Source organism: uncultured Sphingosinicella sp. (genome assembly GCF_963974575.1).
Taxonomy (GTDB): Bacteria; Pseudomonadota; Alphaproteobacteria; order Sphingomonadales; family Sphingomonadaceae; genus Sphingosinicella.
In genome coordinates, this window is record NZ_CAXBBQ010000006.1 from 228,235 (window position 1) to 246,860 (window position 18,626).

At 63.8% G+C, this 18,626-nt stretch carries 18 protein-coding genes; 3 read left to right on the forward strand and 15 right to left on the reverse strand.

All coding sequences use genetic code 11. The features are described from left to right. The 12 genes from xrtA to AAC014_RS12975 form a co-directional block, all read right to left on the reverse strand. Positions 1 to 1,536: an exosortase A gene (xrtA, locus tag AAC014_RS12920; protein ID WP_339709102.1), complete on the reverse strand. Its 1,536-nt coding sequence runs from the start codon at positions 1,534 to 1,536 to the stop codon at positions 1 to 3. After that, on the reverse strand, positions 1,533 to 2,777 hold the full coding sequence (locus tag AAC014_RS12925; protein ID WP_339709104.1) for a TIGR03087 family PEP-CTERM/XrtA system glycosyltransferase: 1,245 nt from the start codon (positions 2,775 to 2,777) through the stop codon (positions 1,533 to 1,535). Before AAC014_RS12925 ends, xrtA begins: the two co-directional genes overlap by 4 nt. Before the next feature lie 4 nt (positions 2,778 to 2,781). Next, positions 2,782 to 3,834 carry a FemAB family XrtA/PEP-CTERM system-associated protein gene (locus AAC014_RS12930; protein ID WP_339709106.1) on the reverse strand — a complete coding sequence of 351 codons (1,053 nt, stop codon included), beginning with the start codon at positions 3,832 to 3,834 and terminating at the stop codon, positions 2,782 to 2,784. Next, complete coding sequence (locus AAC014_RS12935) at positions 3,831 to 4,709, reverse strand: XrtA system polysaccharide deacetylase (RefSeq protein WP_339709108.1); 879 nt, start codon at positions 4,707 to 4,709, stop codon at positions 3,831 to 3,833. The genes AAC014_RS12930 and AAC014_RS12935 overlap by 4 nt, the downstream gene beginning before the upstream one ends. Continuing rightward, entirely contained in the window at positions 4,706 to 5,785 is a 1,080-nt protein-coding gene (locus tag AAC014_RS12940; protein ID WP_339709110.1) for an XrtA/PEP-CTERM system-associated ATPase, read from the reverse strand. Before AAC014_RS12940 ends, AAC014_RS12935 begins: the two co-directional genes overlap by 4 nt. 71 nt (positions 5,786 to 5,856) lie before the next feature. Then, positions 5,857 to 7,476: a hypothetical protein gene (locus tag AAC014_RS12945; RefSeq protein WP_339709112.1), complete on the reverse strand. Its 1,620-nt coding sequence runs from the start codon at positions 7,474 to 7,476 to the stop codon at positions 5,857 to 5,859. Positions 7,477 to 7,546: 70 nt separating this feature from the next. Next, positions 7,547 to 8,533, reverse strand: coding sequence for an XrtA-associated tyrosine autokinase (locus AAC014_RS12950; protein WP_339709114.1), 987 nt, complete (start codon positions 8,531 to 8,533; stop codon positions 7,547 to 7,549). Positions 8,534 to 8,571: 38 nt separating this feature from the next. Then, on the reverse strand, positions 8,572 to 10,092 hold the full coding sequence (locus tag AAC014_RS12955) for an XrtA system polysaccharide chain length determinant (protein ID WP_339709116.1): 1,521 nt from the start codon (positions 10,090 to 10,092) through the stop codon (positions 8,572 to 8,574). Between the two features lie 95 nt (positions 10,093 to 10,187). Continuing rightward, the gene (locus tag AAC014_RS12960) at positions 10,188 to 10,826 is read right to left on the reverse strand and encodes an XrtA/PEP-CTERM system exopolysaccharide export protein (RefSeq protein WP_339709118.1); all 639 of its coding nucleotides are present in this window, start codon (positions 10,824 to 10,826) and stop codon (positions 10,188 to 10,190) included. Positions 10,827 to 10,991: 165 nt separating this feature from the next. Further along, positions 10,992 to 12,221, reverse strand: a complete 1,230-nt coding sequence (locus AAC014_RS12965; RefSeq protein ID WP_339709120.1) for a pyridoxal-dependent decarboxylase, exosortase A system-associated — start codon at positions 12,219 to 12,221, stop codon at positions 10,992 to 10,994. Continuing rightward, positions 12,218 to 13,708, reverse strand: coding sequence for an acyl-CoA ligase (AMP-forming), exosortase A system-associated (locus AAC014_RS12970; protein WP_339709122.1), 1,491 nt, complete (start codon positions 13,706 to 13,708; stop codon positions 12,218 to 12,220). The genes AAC014_RS12965 and AAC014_RS12970 overlap by 4 nt, the downstream gene beginning before the upstream one ends. Before the next feature lie 3 nt (positions 13,709 to 13,711). After that, a complete protein-coding gene (locus AAC014_RS12975) occupies positions 13,712 to 14,362 on the reverse strand; it encodes a hypothetical protein (RefSeq protein WP_339709124.1) in 651 nt (216 codons plus the stop codon). A gap of 140 nt (positions 14,363 to 14,502) precedes the next feature. On the opposite strand from AAC014_RS12975, the gene AAC014_RS12980 reads away from it, so the two are divergent. From AAC014_RS12980 to AAC014_RS12990, 3 genes are read left to right on the forward strand one after another with little or no spacing between them, the layout of a single operon-like run. After that, positions 14,503 to 14,739, forward strand: a complete 237-nt coding sequence (locus AAC014_RS12980) for an acyl carrier protein (protein ID WP_339709283.1) — start codon at positions 14,503 to 14,505, stop codon at positions 14,737 to 14,739. Next, entirely contained in the window at positions 14,740 to 15,417 is a 678-nt protein-coding gene (locus AAC014_RS12985) for a hypothetical protein (protein ID WP_339709126.1), read from the forward strand. Continuing rightward, positions 15,414 to 16,181, forward strand: coding sequence for a hydrolase 1, exosortase A system-associated (locus tag AAC014_RS12990; protein ID WP_339709285.1), 768 nt, complete (start codon positions 15,414 to 15,416; stop codon positions 16,179 to 16,181). Before AAC014_RS12985 ends, AAC014_RS12990 begins: the two co-directional genes overlap by 4 nt. A gap of 57 nt (positions 16,182 to 16,238) precedes the next feature. Here AAC014_RS12990 and AAC014_RS12995 read toward each other — a convergent pair whose 3' ends face one another. The 3 genes from AAC014_RS12995 to AAC014_RS13005 all read right to left on the reverse strand — a co-directional run bounded on the left by AAC014_RS12995 (position 16,239) and on the right by AAC014_RS13005 (position 18,622). Next, on the reverse strand, positions 16,239 to 16,970 hold the full coding sequence (locus tag AAC014_RS12995; protein ID WP_339709128.1) for a PEP-CTERM sorting domain-containing protein: 732 nt from the start codon (positions 16,968 to 16,970) through the stop codon (positions 16,239 to 16,241). A 140-nt stretch (positions 16,971 to 17,110) separates the two neighbouring features. Continuing rightward, positions 17,111 to 18,139, reverse strand: coding sequence for an alpha/beta hydrolase (locus AAC014_RS13000; RefSeq protein ID WP_339709130.1), 1,029 nt, complete (start codon positions 18,137 to 18,139; stop codon positions 17,111 to 17,113). 249 nt (positions 18,140 to 18,388) lie between these two features. After that, positions 18,389 to 18,622, reverse strand: coding sequence for a helix-turn-helix domain-containing protein (locus tag AAC014_RS13005; RefSeq protein ID WP_051035681.1), 234 nt, complete (start codon positions 18,620 to 18,622; stop codon positions 18,389 to 18,391). Positions 18,623 to 18,626: the final 4 nt, after the last annotated feature.

Sequence of the window (18,626 nt, forward strand, 5' to 3'; positions counted from 1 at the left end):
CTAGCGCTCCACCGTGGCGGTCTCGATCACGGTGTCGACGGGGCCAAGCGCCGCCGCGAAACGTTCGATCGTCGGCATCGCGCTTACCAGCTCGTCACGCCGGTCGGCAGAGATCACGAGCGTGCCCGCCAGCGTCTCGCCGCCGAGCAGCCGCGATTTCAGCCCTTCGATTTTGGCTGTGTAGTCACTTCCGGTCAGTTTGCCGTTCACAAGGAAGAACTGCCAGTTGTCGCGCACCGTTCCGCCATTCTTGATCTGCTGCGCGCGACCGTTCGGCGGCCCTTTTTCATTGCGTGCCCACGACCATTGGGTCTCGGGCGGAAGCAGGCCCTGCTTGTAGCCGATGAGCTCGCCGTCTTCGCTCTGACGGTCGAACACACCGATGTAGAGGTCGATCGGCTGGCCTTCAGCGTCGACGTAGCGTGCAATGGCTTCCGCGGAAACGCCGTTGTAGTGCGGCTGCCATTCTGGGCGCCCTTCGATGCGCTGCCAGCCCGCCACCTCGGGAAGAACGATTGCGGCGGTCTGGGTATCGGGCGCACGGTTCGCAACGACAAGTCCGTACACGGGACCCGCCGCCATCGCGGCGATACCGATCGCCGCCGCCACATAGGCTGCGCGTGGCGCAGACGGCGCCGGGGGCGCAGGCTGCAGCCGCGCCGGATCGAACGCCGGGTCGTCGACCGGGCGGTCGAAGAAGCGCCAGCCGATCGCAACCAGCAGGAACATGACGATCGCGAAGAATATCCAGCCGTAGATAATGTGGTCCACACCCGCCGCGAAACCCGGTGTCGTCAGGTGCGAGATGTAGATCGTGCCGAAAGCGCGGATACCGTTCGCGATGATCGACAGCGCGATCGCCGAAAGCACGAACAGAATGCGCCGCGTCCAGCTCTTGAAGCACAGGTTTGCAACGAGCACGCTGAACGCGATCATCGCGATCAGGAAGCGCACGCCCGAGCACGCCTCGGCGACTTCGAAATTGCCGTTCGGGATGGCGATGAACACGCCGTCGATGAAGGCCGGGATGCCCGACCATTCGAGGAGCTTGATGCAGATCGCCGCCGTAACCGTCTGCAGGATGGGCACGAGCTGCTCGCCCGCCGGGATCATGAACAGCGCGAAGAACAGCACGAACGCGAGCCCGCGCGACACCGTGAGCCCGAAAATGAGCGGCACGCTGACGATGAGGAGGCCCACGACCGCCATATGGCGAAGCAAAGCGACGCCCGAAGCCTCGCCCACCAGCCAGCCCGCGCCACCGATCACCATCAGGATCGCCGCCGGATACCAGGGCTTGGGTGTCAGCGCGGAAAGCTCGCTGCGACGCTGCCACACCAGATAGGCAAGGATCGGCGGGATCAGCAGGCAGTGCCCGAACGTGTCGGTATTCCACCAGAGGTTGAAGATGTGCGCGACATCGTTGCGAAGCAGCAGCAGGATCGCCACGGCCACCGCCGCCCACGCGATGATCGCCGCGCGCCATCCTCTTCCGGTCGCACTTGTGCGGGCTTCGAACTCGCTCATATCGTTCATGCCGCTTCTACTTTCGGATCTGCCGCGCCGAGCCCCAGCCACCCGTCGAGTTTCGCGAGCTGAGCGGACCATGCGTAGCGGCTTTCGACCTGTCGCCGTCCGCTTTCGGAAAGGCGTGTCCCGAGCGCCGGGTCTTCCAGCACGGCGCAAACACCTGCAGCGAAGGCTGCCGCGTCGTCGCGCACGAGGAGATCCCGTTCCGGTTCGGCGTCGATGCCAGACCATGCCGCGTCGGTAGCCACCACAGGCCGGGCCATTGCCATCGCTTCCAGCACCTTGTTCTGCACGCCGCGCGCAATGCGGATCGGCGCGACCGCCACATCCGCCGCGGCAACATAGGGCCGCACATCGGGCACGCGCCCAGTCACGATAATGCCTTCGCGGCTGCCGAGCGCCTGCACCTCCGGTGTCGGCTTGCCGCCAACGATGAAGAACCGCGCTTGCGGATAGCGCTTACGGATAAGCGGCAGGATGGCGTCGGCGAACCAGCAGACGGCATCGGCATTGGGCCGGTAGTCCATTGCGCCGGTGAATACGAGCTTCGGACCTGCCCCGATCCCGGCCTCATCGCCAAGCGGAGCGAAGTCGGCGCTGGGCGAGAAGTAATCGAGATCGACGCCGTTGTGCAGCGTATCGACCGTGTGCGCGTAAGAGCCGGCAATCCGCTTGAACATCGCGGTTTCCGCGTCGGAGACGAACAGGCTGACGTCGACATGGCGCGCCACCTGCTTCTCGAACGACTGGAGCAGCTTCGCCTCACGCGCATAGAGCCAGGATTTCGGCCAGCGGCTCTCCTTCGCGTACTGCGCGAACTTGTCCGAATCGATATCCACGAAGTCCATCACCATACGCCGCCCCTGCGACGTATGGCCGAGCGCATAGGGCGCCATCTGGCTCGAAAACACAAACATGCGGTCGATGTCGTGCTGCTTCACGCGGTCCCACACCCAGCGCTTCATCGCGCGGTCGTCGAACAGCGAGATGCTGAGCGCCTCGCCCTTGCGCCAGCCAGCCCACGCGCGCTTCAGCCTGTCCTTCGGGTCCATCGGGATGAGCTTCACCGATTTGCAGACGCTCGCCAGGAAATCGGCGTGCTTCATGTCCTCGGGATCATCCACGAACGCACCGAGATGGACCGGTGCGCGTTCCGCGACATATTTCAGGATGTTCCACGAGCGGATCTTGTCGCCCTTGTCGGGCGGATACGGGATACGGTGCGCAAGGAACAAAAGATCACCCATCGCCCTACCCCAGCGACCGCGAAACGAGCGGCCCCATCCGGTTCGCAAGCCACAGCGGCAGGCGGCTCCACACATCGGTCATCAGTTTATACTTGGGGTTATTGGGATTGACGTCGGGCATCGTGCGCCCTTCCGCCAGCCGATATTCGTACACAAGCGGCTGCGGCTCGAAGCCCCAGTTCTTCTTGAAGGAGAATGCGCCAGTATCATACTTCGAACGCCCGAAATCGAACGCCCGCCGTCCGCGCGCGACGGCGTGCTCCATCAGCATCCAGTACATGTGGTCGTTGGCGCGCAGCGCCCGCGCTGCCGCCGTGCCGCCGCCGTAATAGGGATAGACCGTCTCCGCGTCGTAGAGCGACAGCACCGAGGCGACGGGCGTGTCCTGATGATACACGGTGAGAATGTCCGCATCATCGCCGAAATGGCGGATAATCTCGGCGAACAGCCGCGCCGGAAACACCGGCGTGCCGAGGTTGCGCACGCTTTCGGAATACACGGCAAAGTGGTCGCGAAGCGCCTTTTCGTCGGAAGCGACGCGCACGCTGAGATCCATCGTCAGCGAGCGGCGCACCTCGGCGCGCTGCTTCCTCGGGATCGCCTTCAGGTTCGCGTCGCTGTCTGCAGCAAGCGGGCGCGCGAAGTTCGCGTAGGTTTCGCCCTTCACGGCCCAGTCCGGGTGCAGCGCCTCAGTGCCGCGATATTCGAGCACGCCGATGCCCGCCACCTCGGCAATCTCCCACGCCGCCTTGTCGAGCGCCGCAAGCGCGCGCGGATCGGCGGCCAGCGGCCCGCCGCGCACGGCGAAAGCGTTCGAGATCAGCGCGGAGCCGAACAGACCGGACTTGAGCGCGATCAGCGGCAGCACCGCGTCTCCCGCCATCAGGTAGTGCGGCGTATGCCCCAGCGCGTCGCGGACCGCCCTTCCCCATGCCGTCCGGTGGAATGGCGTGGCGCCGGGATGCGTCTGCACTGCGGCGTCGAACGCAGCCGCTGCCGCGGCATCATCGAGATCAATTTCCGTGACCGTCGGCGCGATTGGGCTTTCCGCGTTCATGCCGCCGCCTTCAGCGTCTCACGGCCAAGGAACACCCGATCCATTCGGTCCCAGCGGAACCGGTCCAGCAGGCGTGCGAGTTTCGCTTCCATCACATCAAGGTTCGTATAGTGGCGGATACGCGATTTAAGCGGCGCGCCCGGCACCACGGGCTGATCGGGGTCGATCTCCCACGGATGGAAGTAGAACACCGTCGCTTGCCCTTCGACCCGGTTCACGCGGTCGATCGCCCATTCCGAAAGACCATAAGGCAGCAGCCGGAAGAACCCGCCACCACCGCAGGCCATGCGGCGCCCCGCATACTCCACCGTCGTTACCGGCACCTCGACCATGTCCGAACCTGCAACCGGCGTGTACGGAAAGCGCGGCGCTTCCGGCCAGCCGTAGTGATCGTGCCGGATCGGGGCGACGGACGAACTGTAGGCGTACCCCTCCTCGGCCAGGACCTCGAGCGCCCAGCGGTTGCCGCTGCCGATCGAGAAGCTCGGCGCGCGGTAGCCCTTCACCTCGGCACCTGCGGCATCCTCGATCAGCGCGCGCGCCTTGCGGATGTCAGCGCGGAAGCTCTCCGGCGTGAATGTGTGCACCCGGTCGTGCGCATAGCCATGATTGGCAATCTCGTGGCCGTTCTCGACGATGCGGCGCATCAAAGCCGGCTCGCGCTCCGCGACCCACCCGAGCGTGAAGAACGTCGCAGAGACGCCCTTGTCCGCGAAAAGCTGAAGCGCACGTTCGGTGTTGCGGACGACGCGGCTATCCCATCGCGGCCAGTCATCCCGGCGGATGGTCGCCTCGAATGCACCGACCTGAAAGTGCTCCTCCACATCGATCGACATCGCATTGCAGACGCCGCGGTTTCCCACCGCGCCGCTCATGCGCTTCGACTAACGCCGTAGGGGCCGCGCTCGACCTCGTTCTGCTCGACGAGATCGGAAAGAATCCGAAGAACTTGCCGGAGGTTACGGTCGTTTTCTGAAGCATAATGTTCAAGGCGATCGATGCGCGCGAGAAGGCGATCGTCCAGCGCAGCGACAGCGCCGCCGCCCGTGCCGGTCACAGGCTGCATCTGCTGCGCCGCAGGCACGGCAGCGAGCGAACCGCTGTTCGGCTGGATGATCTTTTCGCGGTCGCGGGGCGCATTGTCGCGCTGCAGGTCATCGGTCACCTCGCGCACGATCGATTCATCGATCTCGTGCTTTTCTTCAAGCGCGCCGAACAGCAAAACGCGCGCGCAGAGGTTGTTCAGCTTGCGCGGAACACCACCCGAATAATCGAAAAGCGCGTCGTAAGCGTCCTCCGTGAAGGCCGGATCCCCGGCCCAGCCGCACAGCGCCAGCCGGTTCTCGACATAGGCGGGGATTTCGTCGCGCCGCATCGGCTCCAGATGGTGCGAGGCGATCACACGCTGGCGAAGCTGCTCAAGCTCGGACGAACTGGCGAGTTTTTCGCGGAATTCTGGCTGACCGAGCAGGATCGTCTGGCTGAGCGGCTGCGCGCCCGCACTGAAGTTCGAGAGCATTCGCAACTGTTCGAGCGAGCCGATCGGCAGGTTCTGCGCCTCGTCGACGATCAGCAGAACGCGTCGGCCTTGCTGGTGCTGCACGCGCAGGAAATTCTCGATACGCGTGAGCAGCGTCGCCACATCGAGGTTCTCGGCATTGATGCCAAGCCCCGTGGCGATCATCTTCAAGAGATTGTCGGCATCGACGAGCGAGGTGACGATGTTCGCGACGACCAGCTTCGAACGATCGATCGTCTGCAGCAAGCGTCCAACGAGCGTCGTCTTGCCCGCGCCGACATCGCCGGTGATGATGATGAAGCCCTCGCCCTGGCCAAGGCCGTAGGTGAGATAGGCCATCGCCTTCCGGTGCGTCTGCGTGTCGACGTAGAAGCGCGGATCAGGCGTCAGCTGGAACGGGCGGCCGTTCAGGTTGTAGAACTCGGTGTACATGCTCTTGCCTGTGTTCCTTGAAAACGCCCCTCAACTTACCCCGAAGTCATGACGTTTCAGTCAATCCGCTGTCAGAAATTGTATCTCACACCCACGGATGCCGTGAACGTTGATGAATCCCTGCGTGATTCCGTGATGCGGTGCGTCCCGTAAAGTGAGGCATTGCCGCTCAGATTTTTGCTCAACCGACGTGAGTACTGCGTGCCGACCGTGAACTGGGTGTCCTTGCGCTGGGAGGAGAGCGCATAGCTGTTGCGCGCCAGAAGCGCATCGAAGCCCAGTGACTGCAACTCGCCAAGCCGAAGCGCGACGCGACCGCGCACACCGAAGGACTCGTCATCGCCGAAGAGGTTGGTCGGAAGCGCCACCTGGCTCGGCGCCTGCAACTGCTGCGCATCCACGTAGCGTCGCTTGTCGTAATAAGCCGACGCCGACCAGGTCAGCGCCTCGAGCTTGCGCGAAACCATCACGAGACCGCGGTCAGATTTGAAGGTTGCGGGCGTCAGCGACTGCGTCCATCCACCCAGGCACCCGCCATCATCCGATTCCGGATCGATACCCAAAACGCAGAATGGAACGCCAAGCTGGTCAAGCCCACCGACACGAACCGCATTGATCGGAACGCCGTTGAGCGACTGCGTCAACAAACGACTGAAGCTATTCAGCGTCTGCTGGAAGTTGGCGCGAACGCTTAGACCACCGCGAGATCGGTGATTGAAGTCGAGAAAGAAGTTCGCAGACCCATAGCGCTCACCGGCGCGGAATTCGAACGAAGTCCGACGTGATGGCGTGTAGCGGAACCCTCCATTCCAGTAGATGCCGCTGAAATCATAAGCCGTACGGCGCGGCATTGCAGGGTCGACCTGGAAGTGATCGTTCTCATCGAGAACAGGCAACCCTGTCACGTCGTCGAAAAGGATCGAGTCCTGTGTATTTTCAATATCTTCGTAGCCGCCGCTGCCAATGAGCTCGAGCTTGCGGGAAATGCGGAAGCTCAGCTCACCGCCCGCGCTGTAGCCACGATACTTCTGGTTGAGCTGATCCACATCCTCGTGCGTACCCTGCGCGTTCAGCGACCAGTTGATGGTGTTGGTCGCCCGCGTGGACGCAAGCGTAACGCTCGCCGTTTGTGAAATGGAATCACTGAGCCGCGATCCGATACCATCGCTGGGATCCAGGCCTATGCTACCGGGGTTGGTAAGCCCCTCGCGCGGTGAGTCAGCAGATACGACGCCCAAGCGATAGCGGCCCTGGAACGTTGCGAAGTCACCGATACGCTGCTGGACGCTCGGCTCAACAAAGCCCGAAAATATCTGCGTCTGGTTGCCGCTCTCATCATCGGGATTGATCGCATTGAAGCCGCGCACGTCGGTTGCGTATTGCGACGCCGTGCCCCCGGCATTGAGCAGCAGGAAGTCATCAATCAGCTCCGCGCGCACGTCGGCGTTCGCGGTATGGCGATTTTTCTGGCTGATATTCCCGAATTCTTCGAGCCGGCGCATATAGCGATAGCTGATCTTGCCATCGACCCGGTTGGTATCGAGCAGGGCGGCAAAGCCCGCGCCGGCTTCCAGCCATCCCCGAGCATCACGGGTCGAGCCATCCGACACCACCTGCCGGAGCGATACGAACGGATTGACCTCGACATCGGCGTAAGCGGACGAGGGAACCATCGCCGTCAGCATGGACACGACTACGCCGGTTGCCGCCAGTGTGCGGCAGCACCCTGCCTCCCTGCCATCGCTCATCGTCGCACCCACGTCAGCTTCCATAGCCGTAATACGTCCCGAAGCGCCTGCCGACACCGGCATAGCGCACCTTGTTGAGCAGCATCTGCACGTGCTCACAGCCATTCATCATCGAAAGACCGTCGCGAAGCTCGGTCTCGCGCGTGTTCTCGGCTTCCACCACGAACATCACCTGACCCACGTGCATGGCAAGCACCGAGGCCGCGGACGATGCCAGCGCGGGCGGGGAGTCGAAGATCACGATGCGGTCGCCATAGCGCTTGGCGATTTCCTCGACCATGTCGCCCATGCGTTCCGACGCGAGCAGTTCGGTCGTCAGGTTGTGTTGGCGCCCTGCTGGCAGCACCGAGAGGTTCTCGATGTTGGTGCGAATGAGGCAATCCGAAAGGTCGAGCGTCGGGTCGGCGATCACGTCGATCAGGCCTTTGCCGCCTTCAAGGCCGAGCGTCGACAGAATCTCGGGCTTTGCGAAGTCGGCATCAACGAGCAGAACGGTGAGATCGCGCTCCGAGGCAATCGAAAGCGCGAGGTTCGTTGCGCAGAACGTCTTGCCCTCGTTCGGCTGCGCCGAGCACACCAGAATGAGATTTCCGTTGCGGATCTCGTTTTCGCCACGCGCCATGGCGTTGATAAGAAGCTGCCGCTTGACGATGCGGAACTCTTCCGCGGTTGCGGTCGCGGGCGCGTCCGGCACCACGTAGCCGAGATCGCGGAGTTCGGCGAGATCGATAACGCCGCGGCGGCTGATGCGGTTGCTGTCGTCCGCGGGCAAATGCACCACGGGCGTTTCCGGCGTTGCGAACTGCGGCTGCGGAGTCGGTGCCGCTGCGACAGGAGCAGCCGGTGCGGGCGCGCGCGGCGCAGGGGCCGGCGCTGCCGCTGCCGGCGTCGCCGTGGAACGCGGGGCTGCGGGTTTCGCAGGCGCACCTTGATCAAGCCGTCCGGCCGCCCGCTCAAGCAGAGAGGCGCGCGGCGTTCCGGACGGTTTCTCTTCACTCATCTTCATTACCTTCCGCACACACAGCCAAGGCCAGGGCGTTAAACGAGTTCATACAGCAGCAGGGCAAGATAGATCACGACGAGCCCAAGGCTGAGCACGCCGAACCCCCATAGCCATACCCTGTTCTGGGCGCGCTGGTTGTCCGAAACGATCTCCGTGACCGAACCCAGCACCGGATAGTCGAAGCGCTTTTCGAGCTGTGCCGCCGTGATGTATGTCGTGTGCAGCTGGCTCAGCAGAAACGACACCGCGGCGCCCGCTCCGAGCCCGACCAACAGCACCAGGCTGAGGTAAAGTGGACGGTTCGGCGCAATCGGCTCACGCGGCTGCGAGGGCGGATCGACGACCCGGAACTTCACCTGCTGCGTCTTGGTCTCGACATCGCTGCGGAGGCGGATTTCCTCACGCGATTTCAGCAGCTGATTGTACTGCGATTGCAGCACCTCGTAATCGCGGTTCAGCTTGGATTGCTCGGCGACGATGCCGGGCTGCTGGACCTGCCGTGACGACATCTGGGAGATCGCGTTCTGCAGCTGCGCACGCCGCGCTTCCAGCGCCGCAACGGCGGACTGGCGTTCGAAAACCATGCTTCTGAGGTTGACGTAGACCGGGTTCGCCTGCGCAGCCTGCTGGCGGAGCGCGGGGTCTTTCGCCTCGCGCGAGGCCTGCTGTTCGAGACGGCGGACCTGTGCCTTCGTGGCAACGACGTCGGGGTGCTGATCGGTCCAGCCGCGCGCATACATGTCGCTGAGGCTGCGGCCCAGCGCCGCGATCTGCTGCTGCGTCGGACTGGCGCCCATCGAGGAGCTTTCGATCACGAACGACGGGGCGTTGATCGTCGATGGCGTTCCGCCGATCTGGCGCTGCAAGGCCTGAAGCGAGTTCCGCGCCTGCGCAAGTTCGATCTCGACGTTGTCGAGATTGTTGCGCGACTGCGCCAGACGCGTCGAGATATTGCCCTCGCCGGGGAGCATTCCGAGGTATTTCTCCTCGAATTCCGCCTTGCGACGCTCAGCCTCTTCAAGCTGACGCTCGCGCTCGGCGAGCTGGTCCTCGAAGAAGCGGATCGCCTCGTTGATGTCGTCGCGGTCGGAGGCGACGTTCTCTTCCATGAAGATCTGGATGAGGTTATCAACGACGCGCCGGGCAAGGTTGGCGTTCTGGGCGTTGCTGCGTTCCGGATCGTCCGACCTGTAGACGATCGTGAACAGGTCAGCCTGCTGACTCTGAACGGAGATGTTGTTTGTCATCCGCTCGATCAGCGCGTCCAGCTCCTTGTCGTTGTCAAGGCCGACATCGAGTTCGGTGCGGCGAACGACCTTCTCCATGTTCACGCGCGAAGTCAGCGTACGCCGAACCACGTCCACCTGCCGCAGCAGGTTTGCGCCCTCATAGCCGAGCTTTTCGGGGATGAGCGACGCCCAGTCGACATAGACGCGTGCGCGTGATTCATAGGTGTTGGGGATCGTCGCCACGAACACCCAGCCGACGAGGCACACGGCCCACATCAGCGCAAGGCCGTACCAGCGCTTGCGCCAGACCCCGTAAAGGGTCGTCATCACTTCTTCCTGGATCGAATTCATGGCTTTCGCGGACCACCTGCCTGACAAGGATGAATGGCCTGGGGCCGATCTCCGTACCTATTCCGGAAAGCTTAGAAAAAGCTTTCCGGAATGATGATGACGTCACCGGGTTGCACGGCGATGTTCGCGTTGGTCTTGCCGCCTTTCAGCAGGCTTTCGATCTTGATCGCATATTCCTTCTGCGTGTTGCTCGCCTTGTCGTAGCGGATGAGGCGGGCGCTGTCGCCGGCGGCATATTCGGTGAGACCGCCGACTGCGATCATCACGTCGAGCAGCGTCATGTTCGAACGGAACGGGATCGCCTGGGGACGTGCCGCTTCGCCAACGACGCGGACCTGCTGGGAAAGCGGCCCGTTGAAGTTGTTCACGATCACCGAGACGATCGGCTCCTGAATGTAGGTGGCAAGCTTCTGTTCGATCTCGCGGGCGAGCGCCGAGGGGGTCTTCCCCGTCGCCACCATGTCCTCGATGAGCGGCGTCGTGAAGCGGCCGTCGGGGCGCACGGTCACAGACGTCGAAAGCTCCGGGTTGCGCCACACGAAGATGCTGAGGGCATCGAGCGGCCCCACGACGTATTCGGCGCCGGGACCATCCTCCGAAGCCTGGAATTGCGCGGGCGGCAAGCTCGGCAGCCCACCGTTCGAGGCACAGGCGGAAAGCGCCAGGGCCGCCGCCAGGACCGGAACGACCGCATTAAAAGATTTCACCATCTGAGATGAGTCCCCTCTTCAAACGCCCCCGCGTCCGCGGGAGACAAAATCAGGCCGACACGCCCTATGCGTGCCGGCTGGCCGCCTTTCCGCCCCTGAACCGATACCGTCTAAAGGTTACGGCATCGTTCGTTTCCCTACCTTTCCAATAGCAAATTTTGCAATTTACGCAAGCATTTCGGCGGGAGGGTCGTGGCTCAGGAAGGCTGTTGGACTGGCGGTAAGGCCATAGGCGCCCGCCATGAAAACCGCAATGATGTCGCCGACTTCAGTGGCCGGTAGATTGACCTTGTCGCCGAGCTTGTCGAGCGGTGTGCACAGGCAGCCGACAACGTTCACGTTCTCTGCATCCGGCGCCCCGAAACGGCTTGCGTTCACAAGGGGATAGTTACGCCGGATCACCGTGCCGAAGTTGCCGCTTGCAGCGAGCTGATGATGCAGGCCGCCGTCGGTGATGATGAACACCTCGTCCTGGCTCATCTTCCGGTCGATGGCGCGCGTCAGATACACGCCGCTTTCGCCCACCAGATACCGCCCGAGTTCCACGACGAACCGTGTTTCCGCCAAGATGGGATCGCGCGTGGCGAGGGCCTTGCCGAGCGCTTGGCCTACGGCGGCGAGATCAAGCGGTTGATCGCCCGGAAAATACGGCAGACCGAAGCCGCCCCCGAGATTGACGAGCGGCGGCGGCACGTCCGCGTACTCTGCGAGGTCCGCCACCAGGTCGAGCGTTTTTCTCTGCGCCTCGATGATCGCCTCCGCGGAGAGGTTCTGCGACCCGGCGAAGACATGAAACCCGCGGAAATCCGCACCCTCGATCGTGATCTGGGCGAGGAGTGCCGGCACCTTGTCGGCATCGACACCAAACGGCTTGGCCCCGCCGCCCATCCGCATCCCGGAGGCCTTGAGGTCGAACGGCGGATTGACGCGCACGGCGGCACGCACACGCTTTCCGAGCCTTTCGCCGATCGCCGCGGCGCGTGCGAACTCCCGCGCGGATTCGATGTTGAGCGTGACACCCGCACCGATCGCCAGCTCAAGCTCGAAATCGCGCTTCCCCGGCCCTGCGAAGCTGATGTGCGCCGGATCGGCACCGGCCGCGAGCGCGACGCGCAGTTCTCCCGCCGAGGCGACATCGAGCCCATCCACCTGCCCCGCCATCCACGCGACGAGCTGCGGCATCGGATTCGCCTTCATGGCGTAGTGGATGCCGACCTCGTCGGGCAGCGCCGCGCGCAGATCAGCGATTTTCGCGGCGATAATCGCGCGGTCGTAGACGAACAGCGGCGTCTGCCCGCCTGCCGCCGCGATCCATTCGGCGGCAGGCCGCCCCGCGATCGCAAGTTCGCCGTCCCGCTCGCGAAACAGTGGGTGGATTCGAGGGTCGCGGCTCACTGGACGTGCCTCGCGCGCAGCACGGCGCGATCGATCTTGCCGTTCGGATTGCGCGGCAAGTCGGTCTCCCAGATGAAGTGGCGCGGCACCATGTAGGCAGGCACTAGCCCCGCGAGCTCCCGGCGCGCAAGCGTCTCCGCTTCCGCCTCGCCCAGCCCCGCGGCCCGCACACCGACAGCCACGATCGCCTGCCCCAAACGGTCGTCCGCCACACCGAACACTGCGACCGCGCTCACGGCGCCGGTCGCGAAGATCGCCTCCTCGACCTCGGTCGGGCTCACACGGTTGCCTGAAATCTTCATCATCTCGTCATCGCGGCCGACGAAATAGAGCAGCCCCTCCTCGTCCCGCACCACCGTGTCGCCTGACCATACGGCCATGCCCGTATGCTCGAAGAACGCAGGCGCAGGGCGAAAGCGCACCGCAGTCCGCTCGGGATCGTTCCAATAGCCCTGCGCGACCAGCGGCCCGGCGTGGACCAGCTCGCCCGGCTCGCCCGGCGTTGCGGGTGTTCCATCGGCGCGCAGAACGTGCAGTTCCGCGCGGGGAATCGCCCTGCCGATCGAATCAGGGTGGGAATCGACGAGCGCCGGATCGAGGTAGGTCGAACGAAAAGCCTCGGTGAGACCGTACATCAGGTAGATCTTCGTGTCGGGCAGAAGCGCGCGCAGGCGTTTGGTCAGTGCTGCAGGCATTCGCCCGCCGGAGTTCGTGATGTAGCGCAGACCGCGCGCCTCTGCGGGCCACTCCACCTCGGCAAGCTGCATCCAGAGCGGCGGCACGCCGGCTAGCGCGGTTGCCTTGTGGCGGGCCACCGCCTTCACGACGTCGCGCGGCAAAAGATAGTCGAGCAGGATCGCCGCCCCGCCCTGTTTCAGCGCCGTCAGCACCTGGTTAAGGCCGTAATCGAACGCGAGCGGCAGCACGCACAGGATGCGCTCCTCAGCGGTGATGCCGAGATATTCAGACACGCTTGCCGCACCGAGCACGAGATTGGCGTGCGAGAGCATCACGCCTTTGGGCCGCCCGGTGCTGCCCGAGGTATAGAGAATCGCGGCAAGGTCGTCCGGCGTACGGTCCACCGCCACAGGCGCACCCGTCATCAGCGCACCCCAGTCCTTCTCCGCGCGCAGCACACGGCATGTCCGCGGCGTGTCGCGCAGCGTCTCCGCACGCGCATTGTTGGTCAGCAGTACCGTCGCGCCGCTGTCGGCAAGGATGTGCTCAACCTGCGGCGCCTTCAGCACCGGATTGACAGGAATCGCGACCGCACCCGCCCGCATCGCGCCGAGCAGTGCGGCGATGTTGCCCGTGGTCTTGCTGAGCCACACCGCGACCCGGTCGCCGGGGCGAACACCGATCGCGGCAAGCCCGCTCGACATTCGGCTGACGAGCGCTTCGAGTTCGGCGTAGGTGGTGGTGTGCGCGCCTTCGATAAGCGCCGCGCGCGCACCGTCGTGGCCGAGATGAAGCACATCAACCCGCATGGTTCAGCAGCCCCTCAGGTCGCAGACCGCAGGCGTCCCCGCCCCGGCACGAACAGCCGCCGGCCGCACGCCCGTCGCGATCTGCAGCGCCCCAAGCCGCGCCGCTGCGAGCATACCCAGCGTTCTGCCGCCCATGCGCTCATGCGGGCGCAGCGAGCCGAGATTGTAGTCCGCAATGCGGCTCAACGAGCGTTTGAGGCCCTGCGCCGCGAGCCAAGTGCCGGTTCCTGCCCACAGCGCCGCGAATGCACGGCCGAGCCGCCGGTCTTCGCGTATCCAGAGCCCCGTATCCCAGGCCGCGTCATCGGGGAGCAGAAACCGCACGTCCACCTCGTCCTCGTCATATTGACCCCGCGCCAACCAGTTGACCCCGACCAGCACTTCGCCATCGAACGCGCCGAGGCAGATGAGCCCGCGCGCAAACCGATCCGCCTGTACGTCTAGGGGCGCATCAATGACTAAAGTCTTGAGTTCACCCGCGGAAAGTTCACGCACCACATGGCCGCGCGGCATCTTGGGCATACCCGAAAGCGGCACGGCGATCAGCCGATAGCGATGCCAGGACACGCTCGGAATCCGCGCCGCCACGCGCCCGAAAGCGTAGGATAGCGTCGTCGCCGTACCCAGCGTCCGCCATGTTTCACGAAACGACATCCGCCTCTTTGTCCGCCCCTCTACGCTCTGCCGTCTCGCCTGCATTTACCTCTGCAGACGGCACCAGTATACCGCCCGCGGGCAACGACAGTGCATACAGGGTTGAGATGACAGCAGACACCGCTTCCCACGCCGATCAGATGCGGCGCATTCTCATCGAAGTGCTGGGCGTTCCCGAAACGACCGCCGCCGGTCTGGATGCGTCCTCGCCGCTGTTCGGCGCGCTGCCCGAGATCGATTCGATGGCGGTTGCGGGCCTTCTTACCGAGATGGAAGACCGTTTCGGCATCGTGATCGACGACGATGAAGTCGATGCCGATCTTTTTGCCACGTTCGGCAATCTCGTCGATTTCATCGCACGGAAGGCTGCCGCCTAGGTGGATCCTTTCCGGTTCACGCTGCTCAGCGCCGGGCCATACGACCTGCCGACGATCCTGCGCGGCCCCGATACCGGGCCGTGCGTGCTGTTCCTGCCGCCACTGTTCGAAGAGATGAATCGCACACGGCGACTGCTCGCCGATCTCGGCCGCGCGCTCGCGGCGAGCGGGATCGGCAGTCTCCTTCCGGATCTCCCGGGCACGGGCGACGCGGCGGGGACGCCCGATGTGGCAGCGTGGCAAACTGCGACGGCGCATCTGATCGAAGCGCTCGCGCAGCGCCCGCTTCGTGTGGTCCCCGTGCGCGGCGGCGCCTTGCTTACGGACGGTTCCGGAAGCCAAGGCCTCTACCGCATCTCTCCGGCCGCCTCCGGGGCCAGCCTCCTGCGCGAAATGATGCGCGCGCAGGCGATCGCGGATCAGGAGCGCGAGGGCGTCCGCGTCTCGCCGTCGGCTTACGAAACGCGCTTTGCGCGCGGCGAAACGGTCGCGCTGACCGGCTATGACTTTACACCGGCGCTTGCCGCGCAACTCACCACCCTGACGCTGCCGGACGCCGCCGTGCCGCTGCGCATATCACCGGTGGAAGGCCCGCCCGTGTGGCGTCAGGCCGAGCCCGCCCCGGCTCCGACGTTCGCCGCCGCACTCGCGGACGACATCGCCGCGTGGATACAATGATCCGCCCACTCGCCATATCTTGCGGAGGAACGCCCCTCGCCGCCACACTTCACCCCGGCGAAGCGCCGCGCGCCGCGCTTATCGTTTCGGGCGGCGTACAGACAAGGGTCGGGCCGCACCGGCTGTTCACCCAGCTTGCGGAGGCGCTCGGCGGCCAAGGAATGGCCGCGCTGCGCTTCGACCGACGCGGTGTCGGAGACAGCGAGGGCGAAAACACCGGCTTTCTCGGCAGTGCGGTGGACATCGCCGCCGCCGCATCGGTGCTTCGCAGTGAAGGCGGCACGGATATCGTCGGCATCGGCCTTTGCGACGGCGCGGCAGCGCTCGCGCTGTTCGGTGCTGCAAGCGGCATCCAGCGCCTTGTCCTGCTCAATCCGTGGAGTTTCGACAGCGACGTCGCCGAAATGCCGGCCGCCGCACAGCGCGACCGCACGCTGAAACGCCTTCTCGATCCGCGCAACTGGCTGCGCATCCTGTCTGGCGGGATCGATGTGAAGGGTGCGCTGAAAACCCTGTTCAGCAGGGGCGGTGTGGCGGAAAGCGCTCTCTCCGCGCGTCTCATCGCCGCGATCAACGCGTTTCCGGGGCCCGTCCTTGTGCCGCTCTCACGCGGCGACGCGACGGCAGAGGCGTTCGCCGCGCTGCTCCCCGCGCTCGGCCCGCACGTCCATCCCGTATGGCTTGAAAATGCCGATCACACGCTGACCCGCCCTGAAGCACGGCAAGCGCTCTTCACGGCCATTACAGACTGGCTCGCCAAATAGCATCGCGCCGGGATGGACCAGCCACCCCGGCGCGAATTTCAGCGATCAAAGCGTGCTTCAAGCCTTGCGGCGGCGCGCTACCACTGCAAGCGCCAGACCAAGGCCGAGGAGGCCGAGCGCACCCGGTTCAGGAACGTCCGTCACCGGCGTGCCGTCGCCCTTGTCCTTGAAGAAGCCGACCGTGTGGTTGTCGGATTCATACCCGGCACCGCCCGGCGCCTGGATGAATTCGATACGGTCAAACGTACCGCCTTCGTAGAAGAAGTTCAGGAAGACGTAGGGTTCGCCCGCGTTCTGCCCCGTCACCGGGTGGCCCCAGTAATCGGGCTGGCCGCTGACAAGCGCGAGGACGTTCACGGGGGCGAAGGCGAAAACCTCCGAACCGCCGCTGTAGAACTTCACGGTGTTGCCCGCGTCGAGCGCCGACAACCAGTAGCCGAAGTAGTTCACACCGGCGCTGCCCGACTGCGTGATATCGATCGAGTAGCTCAGCGTGCCGTAACCGAGGCCCGCCACCGCATAGTCCGAACCGCCGTCGCCGCCATACTGGTTCGCGCCGATCACCTTCACGTCGTTGTAGGTCAGTTCGATCGTGTTGCCGTCATAGGTGAACGACGAGGTGAAACTCGTGTCCCCGGCCTTCCCATTGAACGTCTCAACGCCATAATAGTCGAAGGTCGCCGTCGTATTCGTCGCGCCCGGCGCTTCGTAAGTAACGCTCATCGTCGCAGCCTGTGCGGTCGACGCCGCAAACAGAAGCGCTGCTCCACCGATCATCTTGATGTTCATCGCAACACAACTCCAAATCTCTTGTATTGCGCAAACAACAAGCAACCTGTGTGCCAATTTTCAAATTGGCCGAAATATTAGGTCAACTAATGGTTAACCGTTAAGTAACGGAAAAAGATGTGTCAAAATTTCCGACACTTCTACCCTTTTGTACCGCTGCGGACTTTGCTCACCACTTCGTTCACCGCGCTTACAACAGCATCCGGGCGATCGATCTGGATATAGTGCCCCGCATCGGGAAGGATTTCATGTCGGGACTGTGTCGACCAGCGCGCTTCGTCACGGTGCAGATCAACCCACTTCGCCATTTGGACACGGCCTTCCGCTTCCGTGATGCCCTGTGCCGCGAGGGCTTCCTTCGGATAGGGCTTCGATCCCGTGAGCACGACAAGCGGCCGATCGCCGAGGCTTCTGAGGGCGCCGCCTTGATGAAGCGTCGTTTCCAGCGAGTCGAGTTCATCGAGCATACCGGGCATACTGGTGGGCGAATAAGCCTTGCGCATCGGCGTGATGGGACTGTCCTCTTCGGGGAACAGCGCACCCGAAAGCACGCGGGGCAGTCCTGTCCAACCGAGCGCACCCATTGCCCGGGCGACAAGCGGCAGCTCCACTTTCAGCTTTTTCTCGCCGGGCTTGGCCAGCTTCTCGAGTTGATCGGGGTGCGATGCATCCACGAACACCAGCCCGGCGACCGATGCGTCGAACTGGCGCGTGTAATTCATGATGTACGGGCCGCCGAGCGAATGGCCGACGAGAACGAGAGGTCCGTCGACGCCTGCTGCGGTCAGCGTCGCGCGCAGGTCCTGGGCGACATGATCACCGTCGCGCACATCCGGCGACGGGTCACTCCACATGATTCCGGCGCGATCGTAAGCACAGGTGCGCGTCGTCTTCGCAAGCGTATCGTGCACCTTGTACCACGCCAGCGATCCATTGATGTCGAGCCCGGATTCCAGGATCACGGTCGGCGATCCGTCGCCCCGGCAGTCCAGATGGATCCTGCGTCCGCCGATATCGACCAGTGTTCCCGGCGCTGAATACTGAAAGTCCGCGCTGCGCCGCGCGAACAACTCGTAGACCGCGCCGACGAGCACAGCGAGCAGCAGAAATACGAAAAGCCCGATCGCGACACGGCGAGCCCACAACCACATCTTCGAGCCGAGCGTCATGAGTTTTCTCTTCAGGACAAATTTTTCCCAATCTGCCATCAACGACACGACATCGCAAGGCAGACAAACCGCAGCGTATGGGTTGTAGGGATGGTAGCGGAGGAGGGATTCACACGAAAAACATAAGATACTGATTTATAACAACGTTCTTGATCGTCGTGCCGATAATTCCGCTCAATCCACCCCCAATTTTACCCCTTCGCGACAGGCCGTGCCGAAATATCGACAGGCCGACATGCGCGATCCCTGCTACGCCCGAGAACGCGGCTGTTTACAGTGTGATCGCAGAAAGGACCGCAGACTATCGACAAACACCACGGTTGCACGGCCGACCTTGGCTGCCTCGATGTCGCCGGAAGCGATGAGCTGGTAGATCTTGGATTTGCTGAGCCCCGTCATCCGTACTGCGTCGGGAATGCGAACGCTTATCGGCCCAATCGGGGGCGCGTCGTCGCCATTCGTTGCAGGCTGCCGGGCCGACATCGGA

Bases quoted from the DNA above. Each gene is read 5' to 3' on its own strand.
- xrtA (WP_339709102.1), bottom strand. From the start codon at position 1,536: ATGAACGATATGAGCGAGTTCGAAGCCCGCACAAGTGCGACCGGAAGA.
- AAC014_RS12925 (WP_339709104.1), bottom strand. From the start codon at position 2,777: ATGGGTGATCTTTTGTTCCTTGCGCACCGTATCCCGTATCCGCCCGAC.
- AAC014_RS12930 (WP_339709106.1), bottom strand. From the start codon at position 3,834: ATGAACGCGGAAAGCCCAATCGCGCCGACGGTCACGGAAATTGATCTC.
- AAC014_RS12935 (WP_339709108.1), bottom strand. From the start codon at position 4,709: ATGAGCGGCGCGGTGGGAAACCGCGGCGTCTGCAATGCGATGTCGATC.
- AAC014_RS12940 (WP_339709110.1), bottom strand. From the start codon at position 5,785: ATGTACACCGAGTTCTACAACCTGAACGGCCGCCCGTTCCAGCTGACG.
- AAC014_RS12950 (WP_339709114.1), bottom strand. From the start codon at position 8,533: ATGAGTGAAGAGAAACCGTCCGGAACGCCGCGCGCCTCTCTGCTTGAG.
- AAC014_RS12955 (WP_339709116.1), bottom strand. From the start codon at position 10,092: ATGACGACCCTTTACGGGGTCTGGCGCAAGCGCTGGTACGGCCTTGCG.
- AAC014_RS12960 (WP_339709118.1), bottom strand. From the start codon at position 10,826: ATGGTGAAATCTTTTAATGCGGTCGTTCCGGTCCTGGCGGCGGCCCTG.
- AAC014_RS12970 (WP_339709122.1), bottom strand. From the start codon at position 13,708: ATGCGGGTTGATGTGCTTCATCTCGGCCACGACGGTGCGCGCGCGGCG.
- AAC014_RS12975 (WP_339709124.1), bottom strand. From the start codon at position 14,362: ATGTCGTTTCGTGAAACATGGCGGACGCTGGGTACGGCGACGACGCTA.
- AAC014_RS12980 (WP_339709283.1), top strand. From the start codon at position 14,503: ATGCGGCGCATTCTCATCGAAGTGCTGGGCGTTCCCGAAACGACCGCC.
- AAC014_RS12990 (WP_339709285.1), top strand. From the start codon at position 15,414: ATGATCCGCCCACTCGCCATATCTTGCGGAGGAACGCCCCTCGCCGCC.
- AAC014_RS12995 (WP_339709128.1), bottom strand. From the start codon at position 16,970: ATGAACATCAAGATGATCGGTGGAGCAGCGCTTCTGTTTGCGGCGTCG.
- AAC014_RS13000 (WP_339709130.1), bottom strand. From the start codon at position 18,139: ATGACGCTCGGCTCGAAGATGTGGTTGTGGGCTCGCCGTGTCGCGATC.
- AAC014_RS13005 (WP_051035681.1), bottom strand. From the start codon at position 18,622: ATGTCGGCCCGGCAGCCTGCAACGAATGGCGACGACGCGCCCCCGATT.